Here is a 16648-nt window from a genome sequence, read left to right on the forward strand (position 1 = left end):
GCGCGCCGTCTTTCGGGCGCGTGGCAACATAGGTGCCGATGAGCACCCGTCGTGACCTGCCAGAGTCGCCATTTCTGGCCGCCGCTACCGGCCGCGCCCCGTCCCACACCCCGGTGTGGTTCATGCGGCAGGCCGGGCGTTCGCTACCCGAATACCGTGCGCTGCGCGCCAACCACAAGATGTTGGAGGCCTGCTTCGACTCCGAGCTGGTCTGCGAGATCACCCTGCAGCCGGTACGCAGGCACAAGGTGGACGCCGCCATTCTGTTCTCCGACATCGTGGTGCCCCTGCGGGCCGCCGGCGTCGCCCTGGACATCGTCCCCGACGTCGGACCGGTGATCGAGCATCCGATCCGCACGGCGGCCGACGTGGCCGCGCTCACACCGCTGGAGCGCGCACAGGTCGCCCCGGTCAGCGACGCGATATCGCTGCTGGTTGCCGCGCTGGGGGACGTGCCGCTGATCGGATTCGCCGGAGCTCCGTTCACGCTGGCGTCCTACCTGGTGGAGGGCGGCCCGAGCCGCAACCACGAGAAGACCAAGGCCATGATGCTCGGCGAGCCGCAGACCTGGCACGCCCTGATGACCTCGCTGACCGACCTCACGATCGGTTTCCTGGAGGCGCAGCTGGACGCCGGTGTCGACGCCATCCAGCTCTTCGACTCCTGGGCGGGCACGCTGTCGCTGGCCGACTACCGCGCCTACGTCCTGCCGCACAGTTCGCGGATCTTCGCGACGCTGGCTCCCCGCGGCGTGCCGATGACGCACTTCGGGGTCGGCACCGCCGAACTGCTCGGTGCCATGGGTGAGGCCGGCGCGACGATGGTCGGGGTGGACTGGCGTACCTCGCTGACCGCCGCGGCCCAGCGGGTGGGTCCCGGAAAAGCGCTGCAGGGCAACCTCGATCCGGTGACGTTGTTCGCCGGTTGGCCCGCCGTCGAGCGCGCCGCGCGTGCCGTCGTCGAGGATGGCCGCGCCGCGGTGGCCGCGGGGGCTGCCGGACACGTCTTCAACCTCGGTCACGGTGTGCTGCCCGCCACCGACCCCGAGGTGGTGACCGACCTGGTCGCGCTGGTGCATTCGTTGTGACCACATACTGCGTTGTCGGCGGCGGGATCTCGGGATTGGCCGCCGCCTACCGGCTGCGGGTGGCAGCCGGTCCGGATGCCGAGATAACGCTTTTCGACCCCGCCGATCGGCTCGGCGGGGTGCTGCGCACCGAACAGGTCGGTGGCATGACGATGGATCTGGGTGCCGAGGCGTTCATCACGCGCAGGCCCGAGGTCCCCGCGCTGCTCGCCGAACTGGGACTGACCGACCGCCAGGTTGCCAGCGCCGGTGCGCGACCGCTGATCTACAGCCAGGGCAGGCTGCACCCGCTGCCCACGGGCACCCTGCAGGGTGTGCCCGCGCACGCCGAGTCGGTGGCCGGATTGGTCGACGAGGCGACCGTCGCCCGCATCACCGAGGAGATAAGCCGACCGCTGAACTGGCGCCACGGCGCGGATCCATCGGTTGCCGAGCTGATCGGCGACCGCTTCGGCGCCCAGGTCGTCACCCGGTCGGTGGAACCGCTGCTGACCGGTGTCTACGCCGGGTCGGCCGCCACCATCGGGGTGCGCGCGGCGTTCCCGGCGCTGGCGGCGGCACTGGACCGCGGTGCCCGCAGCCTCACCGAGGCTGTGCGCACCGCCCTGCCTCCGCCTCAGCCCGGTCCGGTCTTCGGTGCGCTCGACGGCGGCTACACCGTGCTCGTCGATGAGCTGGCCCGCCGCGCCGGGGTGCGTTGGGCGCAGGTCGGCATCCAACGGGTGACGCGATCACCGCGCGGCTGGGACCTGGTCGACGACGAGAGTGGGCACTGGTCGGCCGATGCGGTCGTGCTGGCCGTGCCCGCGCCACGGCTGGCCCGCCTGATCGAACACATCGCACCGCGCAGCGCGGCGATCGCGCGCGACATCCCGGTGGCCTCCACCGCCCTGGTGGCGCTCGCCCTGCCCGGCGGCACACCGCTGCCCGACCAGTCGGGCGTGCTGGTTGCCGGCGGCGAGGCGCTGCACACCAAGGCCATCACCTTGACCTCCCGCAAGTGGGGCAGGCGCGGCAATGTGGAGCTGGTGCGGTTGTCCTACGGGCGGTTCGGGGACAGCTTGGCCCGCAGCGTCGGTGACGACGAGCTGTTGAACTGGTCGCTCGCCGACCTGCAGCAGGTGTTCGGGATCAGCACCGACCCGGTCGATTTCCGGGTGCAGCGCTGGATCGAGGCGATGCCGCAGTACGGGCCCGGCCATGCCGATCGGGTGGCGGAGTTGCGCGCCGGACTACCGCCGACGTTGGCCGTTGCCGGTGCCTACCTCGACGGGATCGGGGTGCCCGCATGCGTGGGGTCCGGCACGACGGCGGCGGCACGGCTGGTGGCAGGATAGTCATATGGCCAAGCTCGATTACGACTCGCTCAACTCGATGACCCGGTACATGATGATCTCGGTGTTCGCCGTCCAGCCGGAGGCGCTCGACGCCGACCGCAGTGCCGTCATCGACGAGACCGCGACCTTCCTCAAGCAGCAGGAGGAGGGTGACGTCGTTGTCCGAGGCCTTTACGACGTCTCCGGTTTCCGGGCCGATGCCGACTACATGATCTGGACGCACGCCGAACGGGTCGAGGATCTGCAGGCCGCCTACAAGGCCTTCCGGCGCACCACCCTGGGCTTGGCCAGCGATCCGGTGTGGAGCGTGGTCGCCCTGCACCGCCCCGCAGAATTCAACAAGAGCCATGTCCCGGCGTTCATCGCCGGTGAGGATCCCGGTGACTACATCTGCGTGTATCCCTTTGTGCGGTCCCTGGATTGGTACCTGTTGCCCGACGACGAGCGCCGCAAGATGCTCGTCGAGCACGGGATGGCCGGCCGGGAATACCCCGACGTGCGGGCCAACACCGTCCCGGCGTTCGCGCTCGGTGACTACGAGTGGATCCTGGCCTTCGAGGGGCCGGATCTGGCCCGCATCGTCGAGCTGATGTGGAAGCTGCGCTACACCGACGCCCGGCGCCATGTCCGTGAGGAGACGCCGTTCTTCACCGGTCCGCGGGTGGGTGTCGAACAGCTGTTGACCGCCCTGCCGTGAACCCACGCCCCGACCGGGTGCGCGTCGACCTGATTGTTTGCTAGCGTTTGACGATGCCGACAGTCGCCCGGGTGGGGGGCGGGGCCGCGGTCACCACCATCGTGTTCTCCGTCTGGCTGCTCACCGGGTGGGGTTCACCCGATGTGCGGGTGGCGGTCGAAGATCTGGCGTTCATCGTGATCTCGGTGTTCGTGACCGGTTGCTGTATGTACGCGGCATGGCGTGCCCAGGGGCGGCAGCGGGTGGTATGGGGCTGTGTCAGTGTGGGCATGGTCGGTTACACCTTGGGCTCGGTGATCTGGGCGTATTACGAGGTGTGGCAGATGGCATCGCCGTTCCCCTCGATCGCCGACGTGGCCTATCTGGTGTTGCCGATCTTCGTCTGTATAGGTTTGCTGGCCATCCCGCATGCGGCGTCCGGGTATACCCACGGCAGGCTGGCGCTCGACGGTGTCATCGTGGCGGTCGCGTTCTTCCAGATCGGCTGGTGGACGGTCGTGGACACCATCCTGCAGTCCGATGGGGACGGTCGTCTCCTGCTGGGGATTGCCATGGCGTACCCGATGCTGGACCTCGGGGTGCTCACGGTGGCGGTGCTGGTCCTGGCCCGCGCGCCCGCCGGTCAGCGCCAGTCGCTCGCCCTGCTGGTCGGCGGTATGACGCTGATCGCCATCGGCGACGGCATCTTCGTCTTCACCAACACGCATGACAACGAATCGTGGGTGCCCTTCTCCAGCATCGGATGGGCGCTCGGGCTGTTGCTGATAGCGCTGGCGGCCCTGACCTCCCGCAGACACAGCGGCACGCGGGCCGATACCGATCAGCCGATCTCCCGCGGCGCCATGTGGTTGCCATACATCCCGATCGTGCTGGCCCTGGCCGCGGCGGCGATGCACTTTGCTGGATCGCCGGGGGTGCCGCCTGCCCTGTTGATCTCGGTGCTGCTCATCGTGCTGGTGCTGGTGCGGCAGTTCATCGTGGTCGGCGAGAACAGCCGGCTGCTGGAAACGGTCGCCGCTCAGGCCATGCGCGATCCGCTGACCGGGCTGGCCAACCGTGCCCTGCTGCAGGACCGACTGACGCACGCGATGGCGCTGCACGAGCGTGACGACGAGGCCGTCACGGTGCTGTCGATGGACCTCGACGACTTCAAGCTCGTCAACGACGGACTGGGCCATCCGGCCGGTGACTCACTGCTGATCCAGGCCGCAGAGCGCATCGTCACCTGCACCAGGTCCGGCGATACCGTCGCCCGCATGGGGGGCGACGAGTTCGTCGTGCTGATGGAGGGTGACGAGGCCGCCGCGCGGTTGGTGGCCCACCACGTGGTGGCGGCGTTCGCCGATCCGTTCGTGGTCGACGGATATGAGCTGCGGCTCTGCCCCAGCGCGGGGTTGGCGGTCGCGAACTCCGAGGGGACCAGGCTGTCGGCCGATGATCTGCTCAAGCGGGCCGATCTGGCGATGTATGCCGCCAAGCGCGGCCGCATCACCGGTGTGCACATCTACTCCGACGAGGACGTGCCCGCCGGCATCGGCGATCCGGTGCAATCACGTCGGGGGGCTGTCGACAGCGCGCGTGACAGCGCGGTGGCGTTCCAGATGCTGGGCCAACTGCGCCATGCCATCGACAACTTCGAGCTCACGCTGGTCTATCAGCCCAAGGTCGACCTGATCGACGCATCGATCATCGGGGTCGAGGCCCTGGTCCGCTGGCCGCATCCCGATCGCGGCCTTCTCGGGCCGGACCAGTTCCTGCAACTGGTCCGCGATCACGGATTGATGCGCCCCATCAACGAATTGGTTCTCGAGCAGGCGCTCGACCAGGTGGCCGGCTGGCGCGATCTGGGGTTCCGGGTTCCGGTCGCGGTCAACATCTTCGCGCCCTCGCTGTCCGACTTCGGGCTGCCGGACCGCATCCAGCGTGCGCTGCGGGCACGGGATCTGCCGTTCGAGACCCTGACCGTCGAGATCACCGAGGATCTGCTGCTCGACAACCGCGAGGTGGCCGCCACGGCGATCGACCAACTGCGTGCCAGCGGTGTCCGGGTGGCCATCGACGATTTCGGCAGCGGCTACTCGGCCCTGTCGTACCTGCGTGATCTGCACATCGACGAACTGAAGTTGGACAAGGGGTTCGTCACCACCATCACCGATGATCGCCGGGCCGGTGCCATCGTGCGGGCGGTGATCGACCTGGCTCGTGAACTCGGACTGAGCACCGTTGCCGAGGGTGTGGAGAACGCCGAAACCGCCTCGCTCTTACGGGAGTACGGCTGCCAGGTGGGGCAGGGCTACTACTTCAGCGAGCCGTTGCCGCCGGCGGAGCTGCTGGCGCTGCTCAGGACCCGGCGGCAGGAACGAGACGCAGCGATATCGAGTTGATGCAGTAGCGCTGGTCGGTGGGGGTGGGATAACCCTCGCCTTCGAAGACGTGCCCGAGGTGGCTGTGGCAGTTGGCGCAGATGACCTCGATGCGGGTCATGCCCAGCGAGTCGTCACGGCGCAGGATCACCGCCTCGGAGTTGGCCGGATCGAAGAAAGACGGCCACCCGCAGTGGGATTCGAACTTCTCGGTGCTGCGGAACAGTTCAGACCCGCAGGCCCGGCACTCGTAGACCCCCGCGGTCTTGGTGTCGGTGTACTCGCCGGTGAAGGGCCGCTCGGTACCCGCGCGGCGCAGCACCTGGAATTCGGCGGGATTGAGCTTCTCGCGCCATTGGTCGTCGGTCAGCTCGATCTTGGGACCAGGGGTCGTCATGATTTCACGCTAGCGCGCCGATCCGCATCCGTCATCCACGGCGGATCGATACCGGAATCCAGCCGACCGTCGGCCTTGGCGTCCAGGTAGCGGAAGTACAGCACGCAGAACACGACGATCAACAGCAGCGACCAGCCGTAGGTGATCTTCATGTATTCCAGGAAGCGTCCGGTGGTCGGCCAGTGCGCCAGCAGCCAGCGGTCCATCGTCATGAACCCGTACACCGCAAGCCAGGCCGGCCAGTTGTGCAGCACCGAGTTGCGCAGTACCACCGTCATCAAAAACGGGAACAGCATGGTCGAGTAGTAGCCCTGGCCCAGCGAGAGCACCAGGAACGACGCCGTCAGCAGCACACCGGACGAGGTCAGCAGCCAGAACAGCGGGTCGCGTTCGCGGTAGTACCTGTAGAGCAGGTACAGGCTGCCTGCGGCCAACAGCAGGAACAGGATGCGCAGGGACAGGATCAGCCACATCGGCAGGCCGTAGTAGATGCCGTTGCCCAGGATCGAGGAGTTGAAGTAGTCGCGCGTCTCCAGGATGTAGGGCAGCGTCCGGTGCACGAAGCTCATCGGGTCCGACACCAGCGGCCAGGCTGCCGCGTTGAAGACCAGCGGAACACCGAAGGCCGTGATCAAGGTGTAGAACTGGCGGTTGAGTACCGGTAGCAACAACAGCGGCGCCAGGGATGGTTTGACCACCAGCGTCAGGCCGATCGCGGCGCCCGCCAACAGTTCTGCGGTGCGTCCGCCCTTGAGCAGGAACCGGAAGAACAGCACCGCGCCCAGCAGCATGCACCCGTTGATATTCGTGAAAACCAGTGTGTTCGTGACGGATTCGGTGCAGAACATGGCCAGAACCAAGGCGGGCGCGGCCACCGAGGACAGGGTGTAGTTGAACATCCGCAACAGCAGATATGCCGCGATCAAGAATGCGATCACATTGAACGTGATGTACCAGTAGCGGGCGGCATCGACGGGCAGATAGCCGAAGGGTGCGAGCAACAGCGTGCCGCCGGGCGGGTACAGGTAGTGCGGGTCGACGTGGTCGAAGTTCTCGTTGTAGATGTCCCAGCCCATTTTGAAATTGATGACGGCCCGGTAGACGGGCCCGAAGTCATCGGTGATGTAGCCGTTGGTGCCCAACACATAGCTGCGGTGGATCACCGAGAGGATGGCGATGGGCCACAGAACCGACCGCAGGATCGTTGCCGTCGACGGCGGTGTGGTGCTGGGACGGAACGCGTTCAGGACGGACTGCTGGAACGACACCTGCGCAATTTACACCGGGTGTCCTGACGGCCCACTCAGGCAGGGCAGAACGTGTCGGTCTCGGGCAGCGTGCCTTTTTCCAGATAACCGATCACCGGGGGCAGCGCGCACGGCGAGTAGACGCTGGCACCGTGTCCGATGCCCTGGAAGATCACCCGCTTGCTGTTGGACCCGGCGTTGATGATGGTGGCCGCGACCGCGGCGACGCCCTCATTGCCGATGACGGGATCGTTCTGCACACCGAGCAGCAGGGTGGGGACCTTCAGATCCTTGGGGTCCTCGGAGGCCGAACCGCTGGGCCAGCTCAGGCAGTTCACCATGCGCAGCGCGCCGACGGTGCCGAACTGGGGGTAGGTGCGGTTCCAGGCGACGACGAGTTCGCGGACGCGGTCGGGGGTGGGCCGGTTGAGCGCATCGCTGCAGCTGTTGACGAACTGGCCGTCGGTCTGGCGCAGATCCTCGGCCTGGGCGATCAGATCGGTCATGGCGCCGGTGTCACCGCCGCGGGCGGCGGCGATGGCGCCACCGAGCGCGTTGGTCGCGGCCACCCGGTCACCGCGCGGGAAGGCCAGCGCGGTGGTGATGGCGTCGGCGACCGCGGCCTCGGACGCACCGTTGGGCCCCCGTCCCTCGCGGGCGGCCTTGAGTAGCGCATCGACCGCGCCCTTGGGGTCCGGGCTCAGCGGGCAGTTGATGGCCGTGCACTGTGCGGCGAAGGCATCCAGCGCGGCCTGCTGGCCCTTGACCCGCTGCTCGGCGGCCGCTTCGGCGCCGATCGCCAACGGCAGGGGGGAGTCCAGCACCAGACGGGACACCTTCTCCGGGTGCGAGCCGGCGTAGGCCAAGGCCACCTGGGCGCCGTTGCCGATCCCGAGCAGTGCGATGGTCGGCACGTCCCAGGTGCTGCGCAACCGCTCGATGTCCTCGGCGGCGTGGGCGTTGTCGTAGGCCGAGTCGCCGGGGGCGATGGTGTCGGTACAGGTCGTGGTGGCGGTCTGGGCGATCGCGCTGAGTTTGGCCACCGGATCGTCACCGGTTTCGAACTGGGTCTGGTCGATCATCTCCTGGCGGTCGAACAGGTCGCGGCAGTCGATGGCTTTGGACAGTCCCATGCCGCGGCGGTCGACCGCGACGATCGGGTTCGTCTTGAGGATGTCGGTTCCCGACCGGGACAGCCAGACCGGCAGCTGGGTCGACGACGGCAGGTCGCTGCCGGTGGTGAACACCAACGGTCCGGCGTCGGTCGGGGTGGCGGCGGTGCGGGCCCGGACCACACCGATCGGGATCGTCCCGTTGGCACCCTTGATCGGATCGAGGTCGGCGTCGTAGGTCGCGCATTCGAGGGTCACACCGGACACCGGCGCCACGGCGGCATCACGGAAGGTCTGCGCGGTGCAGTCCGACCAGTTCAATGCGCGGTCGTTGTCGGCGCTCGGTGCTTCCCATGCCGGCGGTCCGGAGGCGGCGGGTGTGGTTTCCGGAGCGCCCTGCGGGCCGGCGCCCTCGTCGGTGGCGTACTGCGGGTTGGCGGCCAGCAGTGGCGCACACGAGGTCAGCAACACGGCGACCGCGGAAACACCGAGTGCCCTCATCACCGGGCGGACTCCTCGAGCCGCCGCGCTCCTGCCCGCCGTAACCATGCCGACCACAGTAGCGATCACGCCCGCTGGATCAGTGACGGCTGTAGCGCGTGTACAGATAACCGTCGTCGTCGGTGAGCGTGTGCCGGCGGCGCATCCGGGTGATCGCCTCGTCATGGCCGTCGGTGATGCGCTTACCCGAACCGCCCACCAGGGTCGGCGCGATCGTCAGGCACAGTTCGTCGAGCAATCCCGCGGAGATCAACGCACCGAGCAGGCTGGGGCCACCCTCGGTCAGCACCCGCGTAAGGCCCAGCCCGGCCAGCGTGTCCAGTGTGGTGGCCAGGTCGACGGCACCGGGATCACCGGGGGCCGAGCAGTCGTACACCTGCGCCAGCCCGGCGAACTCGGTGCGCGCCTCCTCGGCGGACTCGTGGGTGGTCAGGATCAGTGGCGGCACCTCGGTCTGGGTGAACACCGGCAGGCTGTGGTCCAGCCGTGCGGTGCGGGTGACCATCGCGATCGGCGGCACCTCGGCCTGGCCGCGGGCGTTCCGCGCCTGGCGTTCGGCCGCACCCAGCTGCGCACCGGAATAGCCTTCGACGCGTACCGTGCCCGCGCCGACGAGCACCACATCGGCGAGCTCGCGCATCAGCCGGTAGAGCGCGCGGTCCCCGTCGCCGCCGAGGACACCGGATTTCCCGTCGGCGGTCGCCGCTCCGTCGAGGCTGGTGATGAAGTTGGCCCGCACCCAGCAGGAATCGAGGTTCTCGGGGTAGGCGTACAGCTCGGAAAGCCCGGCGCCGGCGTCATCGACGGGGCCCAGCGTTGTGAAATCCGTCCCAGCGGCGCTATCCGACATGGGTTTCATTGCAGCACGTCGATAAGGTGCACGACATGCAAAGCGGCACCAGGGTCGACGGTTTGGTGGATCGGCACCCCAAGGTGACGCCGGAACAGCTGGTCGCGCGGCTGGTGCCACCGCCGACCTTCGCCGATGTCAGCTTCGACACCTACCGCCCCGATCCCGCCGAGCCGTCGCAGGCCGCGGCGGTCGAGCGGTGCCGGGAGTTCTGCGAGCAGGCGCTGCAGCGGCGGGCCGGAAAGAAGAAGCTGTTCGGCAAGCGGGAGGTGCTGCCCGGGGTGGGGGTGTACCTCGACGGCGGGTTCGGTGTCGGCAAGACCCACCTGCTGGCCTCCACCTACTACGCCCTGACCAACGCCGACGTCGCGCCGACGGCATTCGCGACGTTCGGTGAGCTCACCCAGCTGGCCGGGGTGTTCGGTTTCACCGAGTGCATCGAGCTGCTGAGCCAGTACATCGTGATCTGCATCGACGAGTTCGAGCTCGACGACCCTGGCAACACCACGTTGATCTCGCGGCTGCTCTCGGCCCTCGTCGAGCGCGGGGTGTCGATTGCCGCCACCTCCAACACGTTGCCCGAGCAGTTGGGTGAGGGCCGGTTCGCCGCACAGGATTTCCTGCGTGAGATCAACACGCTGGCCGCGATCTTCACGACCGTGCGGGTCGAGGGTCCCGACTACCGGCACCGTGGCCTGCCGCCGGCGCCGGAGCCGCTGTCCGATGACGCGGTGCGTGCCCGCGCCGTCGGGGTCGACGGCGCGACGCTCGACGATTTCGACGCGCTGTGCGCCCACCTGGCGACCATGCATCCTTCGCGCTATCACGCGTTGATCGACGGGGTCCGGGAGGTGTTCATCACCGGGGTGCACCCGATCACCGACCAGAGTGTGGCGTTGCGGCTGGTGGCACTGACCGACCGGCTCTACGACGCCGGCGTCCCGATCCTGGCCTCGGGGACCAAGCTCGACACGATCTTCAGCGACGAGATGGTGGCAGGTGGTTTCCGCAAGAAGTACCTGCGGGCCACGTCGCGGTTGTTGGCACTCACGGCGGCGGCGCAGTCGGGCTGAGCCTTCGCACCATCACGTAGTCGTTCTCGATGTTGTTGCCCAGCTGGAACGTCTTGGTCCCGGCGACCTCGAATCCCGATTTCGCGTAGAAGCGTTGCGCCCGGGCATTGTCCTGGTTCACCCCGAGCCACACGCATGCCGCGCCGAGGTCGGTGCAGTGTCCCAGGGCGTGTGCCATCAGTGCGGCGGCGATGCCGCGGCCGTGGGCTTCGGGTGCGGTGTACATCTTGGACAGTTCGACGGTCGGCCGGTGCGGGACGGCGCGCTGCACATCGGGGTCGTCGGGCTCACCGCGAATCAGCATGGTGTAGCCGAGGATCCGATCTGCGTCGCACGCGATGAGCACGATGCGATCCGGGTCGAGCAGATAGTCCCCGAAGGCCTGCGGTGAGAGGTGGGTCGCGACGAACGCGGCCACATCACCGGGGTCGGACTCGGCCGGGCAGGCCAACGGGAACGTAGCGGCCGCGACCGCGGCCAGCTCGTCGACGTCCGCGGCCGTGGCGGCCCGGATCACGGCAGGGGGGAGCCCGGCTGCCAGATGTTCCACTGCGCCAGATGGGTTCCGGTCTGCGGGTTGATCATCACCACGTTGGTGACCAGCGCGCGGTAGACGTCCCAGTAGACGCCACCGGAGACGGTGGCCCCTGGCGGGGCGTTGAGCAGTGCCTTCTCCAGCGCGTCGGGGGCATCGGTGTGTTTGGCGGCGTAGGCGTCGGCGTACGGGGTGACGCCGCTGAACGTGGTGGCGATCGACAGCTTGAACGGGTTGGGCGCGGAGATCACGTGCACGGTGATGCCGGCGCGCCAGGGGCCGCCCTGGGCCCGCCAGCGCGGCGAGCCGTTCCAACCCCAGCCGGGCGGGACGGGCACCGGGAGCACGTCGTGGACGGTGACGTCGGCGACGAAGTCGTCGTACTGGACGCGCAGCGTCTGTCCGAGGTCGCCGATCGGCGTCTCGGCCGCGGCGGCGGGTGGCGCGACACCGACCGCCACCAACGTCATGGCGGCGACAAGGATCGACAACAAGCGCGGCATACAAACCCTCCCTTTGCTGCTTCGCATGATGGCACATGCCCGGCGGCGGCTCGGAGGTTCGGCCGTTTAGGCCACCCAGGGGCCGTGTCCGCCGACGGATTCGATGCGGATCCGGGTCAGGAATCCGTCGGGGGCATCGGCGGGTGGGAAGTGTTCGTCGGAGCCGAGCATGGCGACGGCCAGATCCTTGAGGACATCCAGACCGCCTTCGACGACGCGCGCGGTGCCGGTGACCGACAGGTACTCGCGTTGCTGGCCGGGCTTGCTCGGAGCAAGGATGGTGGCGGTGACCCGGCCGTCGCGGCGGATGTTGCGCACCTTGCGGTAGGTGTCGGACAGGTGGGCCGAGACGAGTTCGTCGCCCTCGGGGGTGGATTGCAGCGCGACCCAGACGACGGTGGCCTGCGGGCTGCCGTCGGGGTTGATGGTGACCAGCGTGGCGTCGGCGCCCGCACCGATGAGTTCCCGGGCGGCTGCGTTGAGTTCCATGTCGCAGTTCTACAGTTCGTCGTCGGATTTCATTCCCGGCATCGACGACAGCAGATCGACCAGGGTGGTGGTGACCCGGTCCCTGTCGAGGCCCAGGCCGTGCAGGGGGCCGTCCCCGGACTCGGACTCCAGCAGCGCCAGCAGCATGTGTTCGGTGCCGATGTAGTTGTGGCCCAGGCGAAGTGCCTCGCGGAAGGTCAGCTCCAGCACCTTCCTGGCGGCCCCGTTGAAGGGCACCAGGTCCAATGTCTGGCCGGTGGCGGCCGGCAGCGTGATTGCCGCGCGCAGCTGGTCGGGTTCGATGCCCTGGGCGCGTAGCAGGGCGATGGCCAGTGAGTCGGTGTCGACCAGCAGGCCCAGAATCAGGTGCTCGGGGGTGATCTCGGTGTTCTCGGCATCGCGGGCGGCGTTCTGGCTGAAGACGACCGCGGCGCGGGCTCGCGGGGTGAACCGTGCGAAACCCTCGTTGGGGTCGATGGTGTCGCCCTTGGGGACGAACCGTTTCTGGGCGGCCTGTTTGGTGACGCCCATGCTGGCGCCGATGTCGGTCCAGGAGGCCCCGGAGCAGCGGGCCTGGTCCACGAAGTGACCGACGAGGTGGTCGGCGACCTCGCCGAGGTGTTCGGCGGCCAGCACGGCGTCGGAGAGTTGTTGGAGGGCGTCGGTGTGGACGGACTTGATGGTGCGGATCAGGTCGTCGAGGCTGACAGAAGTGCTCATGCGTCAACCGTAGGTTGACGATGCGCCTTCGTCAACCCTGGGTTGACGCTATGGCCGCGGGTAGCCGCGTCGCACCGTGCGATCGAGAATGCCCAGCGTCGCACGCAGTGCCGACTCGGGGATCACCGGGAAGATGCCCGCCTCGCGCCACTTGTCGTCGATGGCCGACCAGTCGTAGAACGATGTCACGACGGTCCCGTCGTCGGTGGGCTCCAGGCGGTAGCCGTAGACGTGGCCGATCTGCGGCTTGATCTGGCCGAGGATGGTCCAGGCGATCAGCCGGTCCTGCTCGTAGTCGACGATGTCGACGGTCACGTCGTACTTGCCCATCGGAAAGTCGTTGAGCGCCTCCCGATCCATGTGCACCACGAACCGGTCACCGACCTGTCGGGCCGGTTCGCCGGTCGCATCCTGCAACATGCCGGAGGCGTCGATGGCCACGTGGCCGTGCGGGTCGGTCAGCACGGCGAAGATGTCGGCGGCCGGGGCGGCGATGGTGCGTTGGACTTCCATGCGGTCGCTCACGGGGAGACTCCTTGCTGGCGGTTGGGTTTGCGGGCGATCAGATACCCCTGCGGTGTCGATTCGACACCGTCGTCGTCGGGGGCGCGGACCAGTTGGGTGTACACCGGGAGGCCGGCGGCGCCCAGCGACTCGGCGACCGATTCCGGGCGACGGCGTTCGAAGACCAGATCGACGTGTTCGCCGAATGCCTCGGTCAGATGGCGTGGTTGATCGCCGACCTGGAACGCCAACAGGGCGACGCCGCCGGGAATCAACACGCGTCGGAACTCGGCGAACACCCCGGCCAGGGCGTCGTCGGGCACGTGGATTATCGAATACCACGCGCACACCCCGCCGACGCTCGCGTCGGGCAACGGCAGCGCTGTCATCGAGCCGATGGTGAAATCGATACCCGGGCACGCACGGCGCGCATGGTCGATCATGTTGGTAGACAGGTCGATTCCCGACACCGCGGCGCCATACGCCCGCAGGAGCGCGGTGGCCGCGCCGGTCCCACAACCGACGTCGACGACGGGCCACCCCGCCGGTACCGAATCGGCGAACGCCCGCAGCATCGCGCGGTCGACCGGTTTGTCGTCGAGGTGGCCGCCGAAGGCGGTGGCATAACCGGCGGCCGTGCGGTCATAGCCGGCCCGGGTGCGCTCCAGGAACGAGATGTCAACCATCGCTGTCGAGGTTACTGTCGCAGTATGCGTATCGCGGTGTTGTGCATCGGAATCATCCTGGCGGCCTTCGGCACCCTGTTCGCCCTGCAGGGTTTCGGCGCCGTCGGAGGCAGTCCGATGAGCAACACCACCACCTGGTCGGTGCTCGGTCCGCTGATCGCCTTGATCGGGGTGGGCATCGCCGGTTATGCCTGGCGGCTCAAGCCGTGACGCCGAGGCCGCTTTGGCCCGTGCACGGCGAGCGTGTAACCTGGCCGACGTGAACATCGGTGTATGCGCCGCCTATTGGCGCTTTATCAAGGCTCCGGGCGGAGCCGATAAAGCGTTGTTCTAACCGCGCATCCACCCGGAGCCCAGGCAGTGACCACCACGGTCGCTGCCTTTCGTCATTACGAGGGCGCCGAAATCTCACGCAGGTGCCCGTAGCAGGAAGGCACCCCATGAATCTGGCGCAGATCGCCACCGCACCCGCGACGTCGGACCGGCGGATTCGCAGTTTCAGCGAAATCCCCAGCCCGCACGATGTGCTCACCGAGTTCCCGCTGGGCGCGCGGCGGGCCGAGCGGGTGGCGGGCGACCGCGACGAGATCGCCGACATCCTGGCCGGTCGCGACGACCGCCTGCTGGTCGTGGTCGGCCCGTGCTCGGTACACGACCCCGAGGCCGCGCTCGACTACGCCGGCCGGCTGGCCACGGTGGCCGAGGAGCTCAAGGACCGGCTCAAGATCGTCATGCGGGTGTACTTCGAGAAGCCCCGCACCACGATCGGCTGGAAGGGCCTGATCAACGATCCGGGCATGGACAACACCTTCGACGTCACGCGGGGGCTGCGGACCGCGCGCCAGTTGCTGCTCGACATCATCGACATCGGTCTGCCGGTCGGATGCGAATTCCTCGAGCCCACCAGCCCCCAGTACATCGCCGACGCCGTCGCCTGGGGCGCCATCGGTGCGCGCACCACCGAATCGCAGGTGCACCGGCAGCTGGCCTCGGGTCTGTCCATGCCGGTCGGCTTCAAGAACGGCACCGACGGCAACATCCAGGTCGCCGTCGACGGTGTCAATGCCGCTGCGGCCCAACATGTCTTCTTCGGGATGGATGACATGGGCCGGGGCGCGCTGGTCAACACCGCGGGCAACGAGGACTGCCATGTGATCCTGCGCGGCGGCACCGGCGGACCCAACTATGACGCATCCGCGATCAATGCGGTGGCCGACAAGCTGGTGGCCGCCGGCCTGCCCGGCCGCGTCGTCATCGACTGCAGCCACGCCAATTCCGGCAAGGATCACGTCCGCCAGGCCGTCGTGGCCGCCGAGGTGGCGCAGCTGGTGCGCGACGGACTACCGGTCAGCGGTGTCATGTTGGAGAGCTTCCTGGTGGCCGGCGCCCAGTCACCCGATGCCAAGCCGCTGACCTACGGCCAGTCGGTCACCGACAAGTGCATGGATTGGGCCACAACCGATCTGGTGTTGCGCGAGCTCGCGCGCCGCTGACCCGGCTAGCCCTGCTCGTCGAGCAGGGCCAGCAGGGTCTGCGTGGTCTTCCAGTTGCGGATCGTCATCTGCTTGTACTCGGCGGTGGTGGTGATCTTGCTCAACCTGCTCTTGGTTCGTTCGGCGCTCAGCCGCGCGAAATACACCACCCCGGTACCCGGCCAGACCTGGTCGACCCCGTCGCGCAGCGTGACGATATCCAGCACGCGCGCCGCGGTCAGGGGCGCCTTCAGGAAGATCGTGTCGGAATGGAACGTGTCGGGGTCGGCACCGAAACCCTTGGGCGCCTTGGTGACCACGTTGCGCAGCTGGCGGTGTGAGCGCACCACCACGACCAGCGGCACGCCGAATGCCTTCTCCAGGGTGCCCTCGATGGCGGTCTCCAGGTTCGCGGGATCGTCGTCGGTGTCGAACAGCACGTTGCCCGACTGGATGTAGGTGCGCACGTTGTCATAACCGTGCTCGTCGAGGGTGGCGCGCAGATCCTTCATCGCGATGATGTTCTTGCCGCCGACGTTGATTCCGCGCAACAGGGCGACGTAGCGGGCCATCAGCCGAACCCGACGTTGCTGCGGTGCATCGCACCGAAGCTACTAGCATTCCGCCCATGGCAAAGGTCGAACTTTCCCGCGAGCTGTCGATAGACCCGCAGACCGCATGGGACCACGTGTCCAAGCTCGACGAACTGGGGGACTGGCTGGTCCTGCACGAGGGCTGGCGCAGCGATGTCCCCGACGAACTGACCGCCGGTACGACGCTGATCGGGGTGGCCGGTGCGAAGGGCATGCGCAACCGGGTCACCTGGACGGTGCGCACGTTCGACGCTCCGCGGCTGGTGGAGGTCACCGGCAAGGGGGTCGGCGGGACCAAGTACGGGCTGAAGATGGCGGTGAAGCCGACCGCGTCGGGATGTGCGTTCACCGTCACCATCGACCTGGGCGGGCCGCCGCTGTTCGGTCCGATCGGTGCGGTCGCCGCGCGCACCGTCAAGGGCGATATCGAGCGTTCGGTCGACAACTTCGAGTCGCTGTACGCCTGAAGCATCTAAGCTCG

19 protein-coding genes are annotated in these 16648 nt (G+C 67.9%); 8 read left to right on the plus strand and 11 right to left on the minus strand.

Annotated features, from left to right (window positions below):
• Positions 1-38: 38 nt before the first annotated feature.
• From hemE to FBY28_RS23775, 4 genes are read left to right on the plus strand one after another with little or no spacing between them, the layout of a single operon-like run.
• Positions 39-1088: a uroporphyrinogen decarboxylase gene (gene hemE / locus FBY28_RS23760; RefSeq protein ID WP_141869640.1), complete on the plus strand. Its 1050-nt coding sequence runs from the start codon at positions 39-41 to the stop codon at positions 1086-1088.
• Positions 1085-2425 carry a protoporphyrinogen oxidase gene (locus FBY28_RS23765; protein ID WP_141869641.1) on the plus strand — a complete coding sequence of 447 codons (1341 nt, stop codon included), beginning with the start codon at positions 1085-1087 and terminating at the stop codon, positions 2423-2425. The genes hemE and FBY28_RS23765 overlap by 4 nt, the downstream gene beginning before the upstream one ends.
• A 4-nt stretch (positions 2426-2429) precedes the next feature.
• Positions 2430-3122, plus strand: coding sequence for a hydrogen peroxide-dependent heme synthase (gene hemQ, locus FBY28_RS23770; protein ID WP_141869642.1), 693 nt, complete (start codon positions 2430-2432; stop codon positions 3120-3122).
• Positions 3123-3175: 53 nt separating this feature from the next.
• Positions 3176-5506 (plus strand): putative bifunctional diguanylate cyclase/phosphodiesterase, encoded by a 2331-nt coding sequence (locus tag FBY28_RS23775; RefSeq protein ID WP_141869643.1) that lies wholly within the window; start codon positions 3176-3178, stop codon positions 5504-5506.
• Here the strand turns inward: FBY28_RS23775 and msrB are convergent.
• The 4 genes from msrB to FBY28_RS23795 all read right to left on the minus strand — a co-directional run bounded on the left by msrB (position 5463) and on the right by FBY28_RS23795 (position 9592).
• Complete coding sequence (gene msrB / locus FBY28_RS23780; RefSeq protein ID WP_141869644.1) at positions 5463-5882, minus strand: peptide-methionine (R)-S-oxide reductase MsrB; 420 nt, start codon at positions 5880-5882, stop codon at positions 5463-5465. The two genes, FBY28_RS23775 and msrB, sit on opposite strands and share 44 nt — an antisense overlap.
• A complete protein-coding gene (aftC, locus tag FBY28_RS23785; RefSeq protein ID WP_174241728.1) occupies positions 5879-7150 on the minus strand; it encodes an arabinofuranan 3-O-arabinosyltransferase in 1272 nt (423 codons plus the stop codon). Before aftC ends, msrB begins: the two co-directional genes overlap by 4 nt.
• A gap of 35 nt (positions 7151-7185) precedes the next feature.
• Positions 7186-8742 (minus strand): alpha/beta hydrolase, encoded by a 1557-nt coding sequence (locus tag FBY28_RS23790; RefSeq protein ID WP_141869646.1) that lies wholly within the window; start codon positions 8740-8742, stop codon positions 7186-7188.
• A 79-nt stretch (positions 8743-8821) separates the two neighbouring features.
• Positions 8822-9592 (minus strand): pyrimidine reductase family protein, encoded by a 771-nt coding sequence (locus FBY28_RS23795; protein WP_141869647.1) that lies wholly within the window; start codon positions 9590-9592, stop codon positions 8822-8824.
• Positions 9593-9627: 35 nt separating this feature from the next.
• Between FBY28_RS23795 and zapE the strand changes: the two genes are divergently transcribed.
• On the plus strand, positions 9628-10665 hold the full coding sequence (zapE, locus tag FBY28_RS23800) for a cell division protein ZapE (protein ID WP_141869648.1): 1038 nt from the start codon (positions 9628-9630) through the stop codon (positions 10663-10665).
• Here zapE and FBY28_RS26310 read toward each other — a convergent pair.
• The 6 genes from FBY28_RS26310 to FBY28_RS23830 form a co-directional block, all read right to left on the minus strand.
• Positions 10640-11215: a GNAT family N-acetyltransferase gene (locus tag FBY28_RS26310; protein ID WP_141869649.1), complete on the minus strand. Its 576-nt coding sequence runs from the start codon at positions 11213-11215 to the stop codon at positions 10640-10642. The genes zapE and FBY28_RS26310 overlap by 26 nt on opposite strands.
• The gene (locus tag FBY28_RS26315) at positions 11179-11703 is read right to left on the minus strand and encodes a hypothetical protein (RefSeq protein WP_141869650.1); all 525 of its coding nucleotides are present in this window, start codon (positions 11701-11703) and stop codon (positions 11179-11181) included. The genes FBY28_RS26310 and FBY28_RS26315 overlap by 37 nt, the downstream gene beginning before the upstream one ends.
• Before the next feature lie 66 nt (positions 11704-11769).
• Entirely contained in the window at positions 11770-12192 is a 423-nt protein-coding gene (locus FBY28_RS23815; RefSeq protein WP_141869651.1) for a PPOX class F420-dependent oxidoreductase, read from the minus strand.
• 9 nt (positions 12193-12201) lie between these two features.
• The gene (locus FBY28_RS23820; protein ID WP_141869652.1) at positions 12202-12912 is read right to left on the minus strand and encodes a Clp protease N-terminal domain-containing protein; all 711 of its coding nucleotides are present in this window, start codon (positions 12910-12912) and stop codon (positions 12202-12204) included.
• A gap of 48 nt (positions 12913-12960) precedes the next feature.
• Positions 12961-13437: an SRPBCC family protein gene (locus tag FBY28_RS23825; RefSeq protein WP_141869653.1), complete on the minus strand. Its 477-nt coding sequence runs from the start codon at positions 13435-13437 to the stop codon at positions 12961-12963.
• Entirely contained in the window at positions 13434-14102 is a 669-nt protein-coding gene (locus FBY28_RS23830; RefSeq protein ID WP_141869654.1) for a class I SAM-dependent methyltransferase, read from the minus strand. The genes FBY28_RS23825 and FBY28_RS23830 overlap by 4 nt, the downstream gene beginning before the upstream one ends.
• A 24-nt stretch (positions 14103-14126) precedes the next feature.
• On the opposite strand from FBY28_RS23830, the gene FBY28_RS23835 reads away from it, so the two are divergent.
• Together FBY28_RS23835 and FBY28_RS23840 are read left to right on the plus strand one after the other, a co-directional pair.
• A complete protein-coding gene (locus FBY28_RS23835) occupies positions 14127-14312 on the plus strand; it encodes a hypothetical protein (protein ID WP_141869655.1) in 186 nt (61 codons plus the stop codon).
• 230 nt (positions 14313-14542) lie between these two features.
• The gene (locus FBY28_RS23840) at positions 14543-15595 is read left to right on the plus strand and encodes a 3-deoxy-7-phosphoheptulonate synthase (RefSeq protein WP_141869656.1); all 1053 of its coding nucleotides are present in this window, start codon (positions 14543-14545) and stop codon (positions 15593-15595) included.
• A 5-nt stretch (positions 15596-15600) separates the two neighbouring features.
• Here the strand turns inward: FBY28_RS23840 and FBY28_RS23845 are convergent, their stop codons facing one another.
• Entirely contained in the window at positions 15601-16146 is a 546-nt protein-coding gene (locus FBY28_RS23845; RefSeq protein WP_141869657.1) for a DUF1697 domain-containing protein, read from the minus strand.
• Positions 16147-16202: 56 nt separating this feature from the next.
• On the opposite strand from FBY28_RS23845, the gene FBY28_RS23850 reads away from it, so the two are divergent.
• The gene (locus FBY28_RS23850; RefSeq protein WP_019511837.1) at positions 16203-16634 is read left to right on the plus strand and encodes a type II toxin-antitoxin system Rv0910 family toxin; all 432 of its coding nucleotides are present in this window, start codon (positions 16203-16205) and stop codon (positions 16632-16634) included.
• The last annotated feature ends 14 nt before the right edge of the window (positions 16635-16648 follow it).

Origin of the sequence: Arthrobacter sp. SLBN-53 (assembly GCF_006715585.1) — a bacterium.
In the GTDB taxonomy this organism is placed as follows: domain Bacteria; phylum Actinomycetota; class Actinomycetes; order Mycobacteriales; family Mycobacteriaceae; genus Mycobacterium; species Mycobacterium neoaurum_A.

Bases quoted from the DNA above. Each gene is read 5' to 3' on its own strand.
- hemE (WP_141869640.1), top strand. From the start codon at position 39: ATGAGCACCCGTCGTGACCTGCCAGAGTCGCCATTTCTGGCCGCCGCT.
- hemQ (WP_141869642.1), top strand. From the start codon at position 2,430: ATGGCCAAGCTCGATTACGACTCGCTCAACTCGATGACCCGGTACATG.
- FBY28_RS23775 (WP_141869643.1), top strand. From the start codon at position 3,176: ATGCCGACAGTCGCCCGGGTGGGGGGCGGGGCCGCGGTCACCACCATC.
- msrB (WP_141869644.1), bottom strand. From the start codon at position 5,882: ATGACGACCCCTGGTCCCAAGATCGAGCTGACCGACGACCAATGGCGC.
- FBY28_RS23790 (WP_141869646.1), bottom strand. From the start codon at position 8,742: ATGAGGGCACTCGGTGTTTCCGCGGTCGCCGTGTTGCTGACCTCGTGT.
- FBY28_RS23795 (WP_141869647.1), bottom strand. From the start codon at position 9,592: ATGTCGGATAGCGCCGCTGGGACGGATTTCACAACGCTGGGCCCCGTC.
- zapE (WP_141869648.1), top strand. From the start codon at position 9,628: ATGCAAAGCGGCACCAGGGTCGACGGTTTGGTGGATCGGCACCCCAAG.
- FBY28_RS26315 (WP_141869650.1), bottom strand. From the start codon at position 11,703: ATGCCGCGCTTGTTGTCGATCCTTGTCGCCGCCATGACGTTGGTGGCG.
- FBY28_RS23815 (WP_141869651.1), bottom strand. From the start codon at position 12,192: ATGGAACTCAACGCAGCCGCCCGGGAACTCATCGGTGCGGGCGCCGAC.
- FBY28_RS23820 (WP_141869652.1), bottom strand. From the start codon at position 12,912: ATGAGCACTTCTGTCAGCCTCGACGACCTGATCCGCACCATCAAGTCC.
- FBY28_RS23830 (WP_141869654.1), bottom strand. From the start codon at position 14,102: ATGGTTGACATCTCGTTCCTGGAGCGCACCCGGGCCGGCTATGACCGC.
- FBY28_RS23835 (WP_141869655.1), top strand. From the start codon at position 14,127: ATGCGTATCGCGGTGTTGTGCATCGGAATCATCCTGGCGGCCTTCGGC.
- FBY28_RS23840 (WP_141869656.1), top strand. From the start codon at position 14,543: ATGAATCTGGCGCAGATCGCCACCGCACCCGCGACGTCGGACCGGCGG.
- FBY28_RS23845 (WP_141869657.1), bottom strand. From the start codon at position 16,146: ATGGCCCGCTACGTCGCCCTGTTGCGCGGAATCAACGTCGGCGGCAAG.
- FBY28_RS23850 (WP_019511837.1), top strand. From the start codon at position 16,203: ATGGCAAAGGTCGAACTTTCCCGCGAGCTGTCGATAGACCCGCAGACC.